The 10892-nt window shown below is 55.8% G+C and carries 8 protein-coding genes; 4 read left to right on the top strand and 4 right to left on the bottom strand.

The window, feature by feature from the left end; translation table 11 throughout:
• Positions 1–318: 318 nt before the first annotated feature.
• From ACRCWW_RS04305 to ACRCWW_RS04295, 3 genes are all read left to right on the top strand, one after another.
• The gene (locus ACRCWW_RS04305; RefSeq protein ID WP_438681300.1) at positions 319–1692 is read left to right on the top strand and encodes a glycoside hydrolase family 1 protein; all 1374 of its coding nucleotides are present in this window, start codon (positions 319–321) and stop codon (positions 1690–1692) included.
• Between the two features lie 88 nt (positions 1693–1780).
• Complete coding sequence (locus tag ACRCWW_RS04300; protein WP_438681299.1) at positions 1781–3100, top strand: PTS sugar transporter subunit IIC; 1320 nt, start codon at positions 1781–1783, stop codon at positions 3098–3100.
• Positions 3101–3117: 17 nt separating this feature from the next.
• Positions 3118–3831, top strand: coding sequence for a GntR family transcriptional regulator (locus ACRCWW_RS04295; RefSeq protein WP_438681298.1), 714 nt, complete (start codon positions 3118–3120; stop codon positions 3829–3831).
• A 37-nt stretch (positions 3832–3868) separates the two neighbouring features.
• Here ACRCWW_RS04295 and ACRCWW_RS04290 read toward each other — a convergent pair whose 3' ends face one another.
• The 4 genes from ACRCWW_RS04290 to ldtB all read right to left on the bottom strand — a co-directional run bounded on the left by ACRCWW_RS04290 (position 3869) and on the right by ldtB (position 8673).
• Positions 3869–5035: a MalY/PatB family protein gene (locus ACRCWW_RS04290; RefSeq protein WP_438681297.1), complete on the bottom strand. Its 1167-nt coding sequence runs from the start codon at positions 5033–5035 to the stop codon at positions 3869–3871.
• 3 nt (positions 5036–5038) lie between these two features.
• Entirely contained in the window at positions 5039–6499 is a 1461-nt protein-coding gene (gene nhaC / locus ACRCWW_RS04285; protein WP_438681296.1) for a Na+/H+ antiporter NhaC, read from the bottom strand.
• Between the two features lie 116 nt (positions 6500–6615).
• On the bottom strand, positions 6616–7629 hold the full coding sequence (locus ACRCWW_RS04280) for a LacI family DNA-binding transcriptional regulator (protein ID WP_438681295.1): 1014 nt from the start codon (positions 7627–7629) through the stop codon (positions 6616–6618).
• A gap of 123 nt (positions 7630–7752) precedes the next feature.
• Positions 7753–8673 (bottom strand): L,D-transpeptidase, encoded by a 921-nt coding sequence (gene ldtB, locus ACRCWW_RS04275; RefSeq protein ID WP_438681294.1) that lies wholly within the window; start codon positions 8671–8673, stop codon positions 7753–7755.
• 228 nt (positions 8674–8901) lie between these two features.
• Here ldtB and ACRCWW_RS04270 point away from each other — a divergent pair, with 228 nt between their 5' ends.
• Positions 8902–10497 (top strand): ABC-F family ATPase, encoded by a 1596-nt coding sequence (locus ACRCWW_RS04270; protein WP_438681293.1) that lies wholly within the window; start codon positions 8902–8904, stop codon positions 10495–10497.
• Positions 10498–10892: the final 395 nt, after the last annotated feature.

The following is a 10892-nucleotide window of genomic DNA, read 5'->3' as shown; positions in this document are numbered from 1 at the left end:
AACGGGAAAAATGGGAAGCTAATAATCGGGGCGATGATGCGGAAGCTGGCGCAGATGGCGTATGGCGTCCTGAAATCAGGACGCCCTTTCGATGCCACTCAGCATATGGAAAATGCTTGCGTGGCATAACAGTATCTACGTCCACATTCATTCTCTCTCCCTGTAGGCCGGATAAGCGTTAGCGCCATCCGGCTTTTTTACGCTTTTTTTCCAGCTCTGCTCACAAAACCATCACAACCCTTTTGCCTGATTTGTCATTTCGCTCTATATGACTAGTCATGAAATTTAAATGACTAGTCATATAAGCGGAGAGCGACGATGAACACACTGGCGAAAGGCTTTTTATGGGGCAACTCGGTGTCCAGCATGCAGACGGAAGGCGCATGGAACGAGGGCGGCAAAGGAAAATCGGTGTACGACATTCGCGAGCCGGGCGAATTTGCCTCTGACTGGAAAGTCGCCACCGACTCCTATCACCGTTTCGAAGAAGACTTTGATTTGATGCAGGATTTGGGGATGAACTGCTATCGCTTCCAGATTGCCTGGAGCCGCGTTTGTCCGATGGGTGACGGCGAGTTTAATCAGGAAGGCATCGACTTCTACCACCGCTTTATCGACGGCCTGATTGAGCGCGGCATCGAACCGATGATCTGCCTCTATCACTTCGACATGCCGCTGGCGCTGGCAGAAGAGTACAACGGCTTTAACGATCGCCGCGTTCTGGACGCGTTTGTCCGCTACGGCAAAAAGATGATCGACTGCTATGGCGACAAGGTGAAGTACTGGCTGACCTTCAATGAGCAGAACATCTTCCATATGCCGATTGCGTTCCGTATTTCTGGCTATCTGCGTGGTGAAGAAACCCTGCGCGAGCTGTATGAAGTTCAGCACCACACCATGGTGGCGCATGTTCAGTTGACGAAATACCTGCACGAGACGAAACCCGGCAAACTGATGGGCGGCATGTTAGCGCATCAGCTTGTTTACCCGGCGACCTGTAAACCTCGCGATATCTTCTGCGCTCAGCAGCACGATGAGTTCCTCAATCAAAACCTGCTGCGCGTGTATGCCGGGCAGGGCTACAGCCCGGAAGTGATGGCGGTGGTCAAACGCGAAGGCTTCGAAGATATCTATCGCGAAGACGATCTGGCGCTTATCAACAGCAACAAGAACGACTACATGGCATTCAGCTACTACGCCAGCCGCACGCTCGACACCGACCCTATCCCGGAAGGCACGCCGGTGAACTACTACATGAAATATGGCGACAAAGATAACCCGTACCTGAAAGCCACCGAGTGGAACTGGCAGATTGATCCGCTGGGCTTCCGCACCATCATCACCCAGTACTACAACAACTGGCGTCTGCCGGTGTTCCCGATCGAAAACGGCATTGGCGTGATTGAGCAATGGGACGGCGAAAACATGATTGCCGATGACTACCGCATTGCTTATCACCGCGACCATATCAACGCCATGAAAGAGGCGATTTTTGAAGATGGCGCAGAAGTTATCGGCTATCTCGGCTGGGGCCTTATCGACATCCTCAGCTCGCAGGGCGATATGCGTAAGCGCTACGGCGTGGTGTACGTCAACCGCGAAAACCACGATCTGAAAGATCTGAAGCGAGTGCCGAAGAAAAGCTACGCGTGGTTGAAAAAGGCAATCCGTAGCAACGGCGAAGAGATGTAACGCCTGCGCGAAATCGGGTTATCCCCCTCATGCACCCCAGGTGCATGAGGGGGAGTGTTAGGGGTGAGTCATAAAAAGGTCTGTGCACATGTCTGATAACGTTTCATCCAATATGCAGTCTTTTACCGATCGCTTCGTGGAGTTTTCGGCGCGCATCGCGAACCAGGTTCACCTGCGTTCTCTGCGCGACGCGTTCGCCGGAGTCATGCCGATTTTCATCCTGGCAGGGCTCGCGGTACTGGTCAACAACGTCGTGTTTCCCTGGGTATTCGACGGAGATACGCTGGTTCGATTTAAGGTGTGGGGCGATGCCATTATCAACGGGACGCTGAATATTGCGGCTTTGTTGATAGCACCGATGATCGCGTGGTCGCTGGCGCGGAATAAAAACTTCACCAACCCGGTTTCGGCCGTCGTTATCGCACTCAGCAGTTTTATTATCATGATGCCGATGACCGTCGATTTGGTGCCGGTGGGTGGCAAAACCACGGTCAGCCTGACCTCGGTGCTGACGTTTGCCAATATCGGCACCACCGGCATTTTTGCGGGCGTCATTATTGGCCTGCTGGCAACGGAGCTGTTTATCCGTATCGCGCAGTACAAGCGGCTGGAGATCAACCTGGGCGATAACGTTCCGCCTGCGGTCAGCCAGTCTTTCTCATCGCTGCTGCCGACGATCATTACTTTGTCGATCTTTGCCATACTCGCGGCGCTGTTGAAAAACCTGCTGCATACCGACCTGATCCATCTGATCATCACGCTTATCCAGCAGCCACTTCGGTTGATCAACACCAGCCTGCCGGGCACGATTTTTATCTACAGTTTCGGTAACTTCCTGTTCACGCTGGGCATTCACCAGGCGGTGGTCAACAGCGTCATTCTGGAACCGTTCCTGCTGATTAACACCAATGAAAATATGCTGGCGTTTGCCGCCGGGCAGCCGATCCCACACATCATCAACAACATTTTTGTGCCGACCTTTGGCATGGTGGGCGGCACCGGGAGCACGATTTCTCTGCTGATTGCCATTTTCCTGTTCTCACGGCAGAAAGCGTCGAAACAGGTGGCTCGTCTGGCTATCACGCCGGGGCTGTTTAACATCAACGAGCCGGTTATCTTCGGGCTGCCAATTGTGTTTAACATCCCGCTGATGATCCCCTTTGTGCTGCTGCCCGCCATCGGCATTTTCTTCGCCTGGCTTTGCACAACGCTTGGATTGATGTCGCGCTGCGTGGTGATGATCCCGTGGACAACGCCGCCAGTCCTCAGCGCCTGGCTGGCAACCGCCGGGGACTGGAGAGCGGTAGTGGTTCAGTTGATAATCATCATCTTTGGTGTATTCTTCTACCTGCCTTTCCTCAAGATTGCAGAGCGAGTGGCCTTAAAAAACAGTGGGATAGCAGACTAAGTAAGGATGGATGGGCAATGGCGGCGAAGTACGTAAACATCGCGCGGGAAATCAAGAAACGCATCATCAGCCAGCGGTATCCAGCCAGTTCGCCGTTGCCCGATCAGTTCGCTCTCGCGGCGGAATTTCAGACCAGCAGGATGACCATTCAGCAGGCCATGCGTCAGCTGATTGTCGAAGGGCTCATCTATACGCGTCAGGGGCAGGGGACGTTTGTTCGCAAAAACTTCCTGCAGCTTTCGCAATGGGATTTGCCCGGCAGCGACTACTTTGGCGCGACGAAAACCTGGGAGCATCTGGGAAAGGTGAGCAGCCAGGTGGTGCGCTTTGAACTGCGTTTCCCGACCGAGAAAGAACAATCGTCACTGCTGATAAATGCGGATGCGCCAGTGTACGATTTCGTCCGTTTGCGTTTGCTCAATGACGAGCCGATGTCGCTAGACGCGACGGTCATGCCGGTAAGCCTGGTGCCAGGTCTCAATAAAACCCATCTGGAAAGTTCGGTGTTTCAGTATGTGGAAACGCTGGGGCTGAAAATCATGGGGTCGTATCGCGTGGTTCGGGCCATCAAGCCCGGAGAGCTGGAACAGCAGCATCTGGTGTGCGAAGCCAGCGATCCGGTGCTGGAGGTGGAGCAGGTTATCTATCTGGAAGACGGTACGCCGCTGGAGTACGCCCACTGCCATTACCGCTACGATCACGGCGGGATTGTGATTGTGAACAACGGCTAAAGCCTGTAGCCCCGCCTTCTGCGACGGGGCCAGGTCGTTAAATCCTCATCAGCCCCTCAAGCGCCTGCTCCAGATAATGACGCGGGCAGCCGAGATTCAGCCGCACAAAGCCGCTGCCCTGCGGCCCGAAGCCGACGCCCATCGAAGGAATAACTCCGGCCTTTTTCTCCATCGCTTCCTGAAGTGCGGCATCGTCCAGCCCCAGCGCCCGGCAGTCCAGCCACAGCAGATAGGTTGCCTGTGCGGGGGTGATGATGGCCCATGGCAGCAGCGCCTTCGCCTGCGCCGTGAACCAGGCCCTGTTGTCCGCCAGGTAAGCCAGCAGCTCGTCCAGCCACGGTGCGCCCTCCTGCCATGCGGTGGTTGCGGCGGTCAGCGCCATCGCATTAAACGCGTCCATGCCGTGGGCATTCAGCCGTTTCTGGAAGCGTTCACGCAGCCCGGGTTCCGGGATCAGAAAATTGGAGATCCGCAGGGAGGAGAGGCCAAAGCTTTTACTGGCGGAGGTGGCGACAATCAGCCGCGAATGCCAGCGTTCGCCCAGGTGCAGCACTGAGGTAAACGTGGCGCCAGGCAGGATCAGGTCGGCCCAGATCTCATCGGCAATCACCATGACGTTGTACGCTTCACACAGCGTCAGGATCCGTTCCAGCTCCTGCGACGTCCAGCAGCGCCCGGTGGGGTTATGCGGATTACAGAGGATCATCAGCGGCGGACGATGGTCGCGGAACAGCGCTTCCAGATGGTCAAAATCCAGCTGATAGCCCTCGCCCGGTACCTCGCGCAGCGGGTTTTCCAGCAGCAGACGGTCATTGAGGGTGATGATTTTGCGAAACGTGCCGTAGTACGGCCCCTGTACGACGATGTTGTCACCCGGGGCGCTCAGCATTTGCAGCAGCAGGGCGATCCCCGGTACCACCCCTTCCACGCTGCAAATCCACTCCTTATTCAGCGTTAGCCCGTGGCGGGTGTTGGCCCAGTTCAGCAGGGCGGCAAAATAGTCCGGCTGGCGTTCGGTGTAGCCGAATACGCCGTGGGCGGCGCGTGCGCTCAGGGCGGCCTGCACCGCTGGCGGGCAGGCGAAATCAAAGTCGGAAACCCACATCGGCAGCAGCAGCTGCGCGTCCTGCCCGGCGTGCTGTCTGGCCAGCTCCCACTTCACGGAGCCGGTATGATGGCGATCGATAATCTGATTAAAGTCCAAGGGTTAACTCTCCTGTCCCGCCACAGGGGCGGTCGTGTTGGTGGCCTCAGCCTGCGCGACTCTGGCGATGCCGAAGCCGGTAAATCCGTAGATCAGCGCGAAGAAAATCGCGGCGTAGCACTGGACGGCCCAGGGGAGCAGATCGAGCGTGCTGACCCCAAGGGTGGTTGCCATATACACCCCGGCGGAAGTCCAGGGAAGCAGCGGCTCGATCACCGTTCCCGCATCCTCAATGGTGCGCGACAGGTTTTTGGTGTCGAGACTCATCTTGCGGTAGGCGTCTTTAAACAGCTCGGCGGGCACCAGCAGCGCCAGCTTGCCGTCGCTGGTGGCGCCGGTGACCAGAATGGTAGTGGCGATCGTGGCGGCAATAAGCTGACCGGTGCTACGGATAATCCGTAACAGGCGGGTGATGAGGATGGTCAGCGCGCCGGTAAGGGTCAGGGCCCCGGCGAAGGAGAAGGCGCAGAACACCAGCAGGATGGTGCTCATCATTGAGAAGAGGCCGCCCCGGTTAAGCAGGCGCGGAACGTCCGCCACCATCCCGTCGCTGTGAGGCGTGATCATCTGCACGTTAAAGCCGTCCATAAAAGCATCCAGACCCTGTTTGAGGCTCAGATCCTGCAACACCATGCCGAGGATAATCGCCACCACGCAGGCGCTGAGCATCAGCGGAATGACCGGCTTCTTGCGCACGGCCCCCCACAATACAATCACCAGCGGCAGCAGAAGAATAATATGAAAATGATATAGCTCACCGAGCGTGCCGACGATGTCGGTAACCCGCTGCGGGGTGGCGACGCTGCCAATAACGCCGCTGTGCCCGGCAATCAGGTAGACGATCGCCGCCAGAATAAAGCTTGGGATGGTGGTGTACATCAGGTGCTGGATATGCTCGAACAGCGTGGTGTCGGCGACGATGGCGGCAAAGTTGGTCGAGTCCGAGAGCGGGGAGATTTTATCGCCAAAGTAAGCGCCGGATACCACCGCTCCGGCAGCGGCGGCCAGTGGCACGTCCATCCCTGCTGCCACACCCATCAGGGCTACACCAACGGTGCCCGCCGATCCCCAGGAGGTGCCGGTACAGACCGAGACCACGCTGGTCAGGAAGAAAGCGGTGATCAGGATGTACTGCGGGCTGATCAGCTTCAGCCCCCACCAGACCATGTAAGGGATGGTGCCGCTGAACATCCAGGTGCCAATCAGTCCGCCGACGCAAATCAGGATCATAATCACCGGCATGGCTTTAGCCAGCTTGCTGACGATCGCGTCGATGATGTCATCCCAGCGGTAGCCCTGCCACCAGGCAAGCCCGGCGGTGAGCGCCGCCGAGCAGAGCAGCAGAGGTTCAATCCGCAGTTGCATAAAGCCGTAGCCGACAATCAGCAGGGTCAGCATGCCAGCGATCGGGAGCAGCGCGAGTCCGAACGACAGCGTTTTTTTAGGGGGTGAGGAAGAGGTCATGGTGTTACTCCTGAAAGAGAGAGGTCATCAGGATAGGCGCTGGCTTTTTTGCCGGGCGTGACGGCTGCGCTGCCGCCATGTAAGGCGTTACATGGGATTTTGAAATGTGAATGGCTTCACGCTTTTATGCTTGCTGGCGGGCAAACGGACTCCCTGATGACCAGCTCTGCGCTGAAGCCGTTGTTCTGAGGCTGAACCGCAAAACCCTGAAGGCGCTGGATAGCCTGGAGCGCCGCCCGACGCGCCATTCGCTCCACCGGGTAGTGCAGGGTGGTCAGCGCCGGGTAGAGGTAGCGTGCCAGCACAATATCGTCGAAACCGATGAGCGAGAGCTGGCGGGGGAGCTCAATACCCTGCTGGCGCAGCACGCCCATAATGCCTGCCGCCATCACGTCATTAAAAGTGAAGGCGGCGGTAAACGGCGTTTTGCTGTTGAGCAACTGCCGGGCAGCCTGTTCACCGCCCGCTTCGGTAAACGGCACGCTGATCACCCAGTCGCTGCCCGGGGTGATGCCGAATTCGCTCATGGCCTGGCGGTAGCCCTCAAGCCGTTCATGGCGATCGCGGATGGGCAGGACAGAAGTCACGCAGGCGATATGGCGATGGCCGCTTTCCAGCAGATGACGGGTGGCCGCGTGGGCGGCACTTTGATTGTCGAGCCAGATACAGCGATCCGCCATGGCGGCGATGCAGCGGTTGATCAGCACCAGCCCCGGAAACTGAGCGCTGTAGCGCAGCAGCTCCCTGTCGCTGAGGCGGCTGGCGTGAACCACAATGGCCTCACAGCCCTGATTGATCAGAAAATCGAGGCCGGATTTTTCCATCTTTTCGTCGTGGCCGCCGCTGCAAACCATCAGGCTGAAGCCTTCCTGACGCGCGATCTCTTCCACACCCCGCGCCAGGCGGGAGAAGAACGGGTCTGCGAGGTTGCCCGTCAGCAGGCCGAGCAGGTTACCGCTGCGCTTTGCCAGCGCTATCGCCTGAAGGTTGCGGCGATAGCCTAACTCGCGCATCGCTTTCTCAACCCGCTCGCGGGTGACGGGCTCAACCCAGGCGCTCTGATTAAGAACCCGGGAGACGGTGGCCGTCGAGACGCCAGCCTGCTGCGCCACCTCTTTCATTGTTGCCATGACTTTCTCCTTCGCTGGACGTTGTTGCCTCAATATAAAGAAGAATGCCAGAGGTGAAAGATGGGGAAAACAAAAGAGGGAGCCGATGGGCTCCCTCTGAAGGTATGACGCGTCTGGGGTACGTTAGTTCAGACGAACTGGCATCCCGGAACGGTCCTGAACGGCCTGATCAACTACGCTGGTGTCAACGTCAGCCTGGCCTGTTACAGCCTGAACAGATTTGGTCAGCGTGATTGGCACAATTTCGCCACCGTTGAACTGGGCATCTGTTGTCGACAGCGGGTTGTGAACCTCAATGTAACGGCTGCCGTCTGGCTCGGTGGTCGCTTTCACTGGCTCATCAATGAACTGGACGCGCGTGCCGACTGGCACGTTCTGGAACAGGAACTTGATGTCTTCGTTACGCAGACGCACACAACCGTGGCTCACGCGCAGGCCGATACCGAAGTTGGCGTTGGTGCCGTGAATGGCATACAGACGGCCGATATACAGCGCGTACAGACCCATCGGGTTATCCGGACCGGCTGGAACAACAGCTGGCAGCGGGTTGCCTGCGGCGATGTATTCCGCGTGCATTTTCGCGGTTGGCGTCCAGGTTGGGCCCGCTTTCTTACGTTCAACTTTGGTGGTCCAGTTGATTGGCGTGTCTTTACCTAACTGACCGATACCAATTGGCAGCACGATAACGGTGTTAGTGCCCGCAGGGTAGTAATACAGACGCATTTCAGCGCTGTTAATCACGATACCTTCGTGCGGGGTGTCCGGCAGGATCAGCTGCTGTGGGATGTTCAGCACGGTGCCGCCTTTCGGCAGGTAGACGTCAACACCCGGGTTAGCTTCGGTCATGTTGGACAGACCCATCTGGTACTGTGCTGCGAAGTACTCCAGCGGCTGCTTATTACCATCAGGGATGGTGACAACCTGGTTCTGACCAATCAGACGGCTACCGTCGGTTGGCAGCGGATAAGTTACAGCAGATGCAGTCTTGCAAAAGCCCATAACGGCAAACGCTGCCGCGAAAAGCGTAGTTAATTTCATTTTCATGTTTTGCGAAATATCGTTGCCGCGCAGGCTGTTGTTGGAGAAATGTAACTCGTAATGGGAGCGCATTATATGTGCATTCGGGGCAACAGGGAAATCAGATGTGGACGAAATCACATTTTTTTCACTGTAGCCGCTGATGCAAACAGCGTAGTCATTCAACGCGCAGGGCGATTTTAATTCAGAATTGTGGCAAAATAGGCTGTTTGTCACATCTTTCAGGATACGCTCGTGTTAACTACCAGCAACGTCACCATGCAGTTCGGCAGCAAGCCGCTGTTCGAAAACATCTCCGTCAAATTTGGCGGCGGCAACCGTTACGGCCTGATTGGCGCCAACGGAAGCGGTAAATCCACCTTTATGAAAATCCTCGGCGGCGATTTAGAGCCAACCCTGGGGAACGTCTCTCTCGATCCTAACGAGCGCATCGGTAAGCTGCGTCAGGATCAGTTCGCCTTCGAAGAATTTTCTGTGCTCGACACCGTGATCATGGGTCACGCCGAGCTTTGGGAAGTGAAGCAGGAACGCGATCGTATTTATGCCCTGCCGGAAATGAGCGAAGAAGAGGGCTACAAAGTAGCAGACCTCGAAGTCGCTTATGGCGAGATGGATGGCTACTCTGCGGAATCCCGCGCGGGCGAACTGCTGCTCGGTGTTGGCATTCCTCTGGAGCAGCATTACGGCCCGATGAGCGAAGTCGCGCCAGGCTGGAAACTGCGTGTCCTTCTGGCGCAGGCGCTGTTCTCCAATCCAGACATCCTGCTGCTCGATGAACCGACGAATAACCTGGACATCGACACCATCCGCTGGCTGGAAAGCGTGCTCAACGAGCGCAACAGCACCATGATCATCATCTCGCACGACCGTCACTTCCTGAACATGGTCTGCACCCACATGGCCGACCTCGACTACGGCGAGCTGCGCGTCTACCCGGGCAACTATGATGAGTACATGACGGCAGCGACCCAGGCGCGTGAACGTCTGCTGGCCGATAACGCCAAGAAGAAAGCGCAAATTGCTGACCTGCAATCCTTCGTCAGCCGCTTTAGCGCCAACGCCTCTAAATCCCGTCAGGCAACGTCTCGTGCTCGCCAGATTGATAAAATCAAACTGGACGAAGTGAAGGCCTCCAGCCGTCAGAACCCGTTCATTCGCTTCGAGCAGGACAAGAAGCTGTTCCGTAACGCGCTGGAAGTGGAAAAACTCACCAAAGGCTTCGACAACGGTCCGCTGTTCAGGGACGTGAATCTGCTGCTGGAAGTGGGCGAGAAGCTGGCGATTCTGGGGACCAACGGTATCGGTAAATCCACCATGCTGAAGACGCTGGTGGGGGCACTCGAAGCAGACAGTGGCAGCGTGAAATGGTCTGAAAACGCGAAGATCGGTTACTACGCACAGGATCACGAATACGAATTCGAAAACGATCTCACCGTCTTTGAGTGGATGAGCCAGTGGAAGCAGGAAGGAGACGATGAACAGGTGGTTCGCAGCTTCCTCGGCCGTCTGCTGTTCAGCCAGGACGACATCAAAAAGCCAGCCAAAGTGCTGTCCGGTGGTGAGAAAGGGCGCATGCTGTTCGGCAAGCTGATGATGGAAAAACCCAACATTCTGGTGATGGATGAACCAACCAACCACCTGGATATGGAATCCATCGAATCCCTTAACATGGCGCTGGAAATGTATCAGGGTACCCTGATTTTCGTTTCCCACGACCGTGAGTTCGTCTCCTCACTGGCGACCCGAGTGATAGAGATTACGCCAGAGCGCGTTATCGACTTCAGCGGCAACTACGAAGATTACCTGCGCAGTAAAGGCATCGACGGATAATTTACCGTGCCCTTCACGCTTTGTCAGCCCGGCCATTTACGTAAGTAAATGGCCTTTTTTTCTTTGAACCCTGATATTCCAACCTCCTCTCGCGATTTCCTCCGATTAAACTTATGTGACTTTGAATGTTGTTTTATAAAACGTTCATTAATTTGCTTTGCGTCAGTTTATTTCCTCTTTTTTATTTATGTATTTTTATATTTTTGTTTTTTGGTGTTGAATTTTAAATTAATTTTTATTTTTAGAATTTGATTTTTTATTAGGTTGGGGGTGATGATTTTAAATTAATGGTAGAATTGAGATTCTGCAAATGTAGAGTTCCTAGTCTTTTTTGGTGATCATTTCAAATCATTTTATGTGTAAGAGAGAGTGGCGGATGCCATATTTCTTTTCGA

The sequence above is a fragment of the Scandinavium sp. genome, from assembly GCF_051650185.1.
Classification (GTDB): Bacteria; Pseudomonadota; Gammaproteobacteria; order Enterobacterales; family Enterobacteriaceae; genus Scandinavium.
Note: the sequence above shows the minus strand (reverse complement) of the source record. Positions and strands in the feature narration are given on the sequence as shown.

What these genes read in the sequence shown, in the direction of transcription:
- nhaC (WP_438681296.1), bottom strand. Translation starts at nt 6,499, where the DNA reads ATGACCTCTTCCTCACCCCCTAAAAAAACGCTGTCGTTCGGACTCGCG.
- ACRCWW_RS04300 (WP_438681299.1), top strand. Translation starts at nt 1,781, where the DNA reads ATGTCTGATAACGTTTCATCCAATATGCAGTCTTTTACCGATCGCTTC.
- ldtB (WP_438681294.1), bottom strand. Translation starts at nt 8,673, where the DNA reads ATGAAAATGAAATTAACTACGCTTTTCGCGGCAGCGTTTGCCGTTATG.
- ACRCWW_RS04305 (WP_438681300.1), top strand. Translation starts at nt 319, where the DNA reads ATGAACACACTGGCGAAAGGCTTTTTATGGGGCAACTCGGTGTCCAGC.
- ACRCWW_RS04295 (WP_438681298.1), top strand. Translation starts at nt 3,118, where the DNA reads ATGGCGGCGAAGTACGTAAACATCGCGCGGGAAATCAAGAAACGCATC.
- ACRCWW_RS04280 (WP_438681295.1), bottom strand. Translation starts at nt 7,629, where the DNA reads ATGGCAACAATGAAAGAGGTGGCGCAGCAGGCTGGCGTCTCGACGGCC.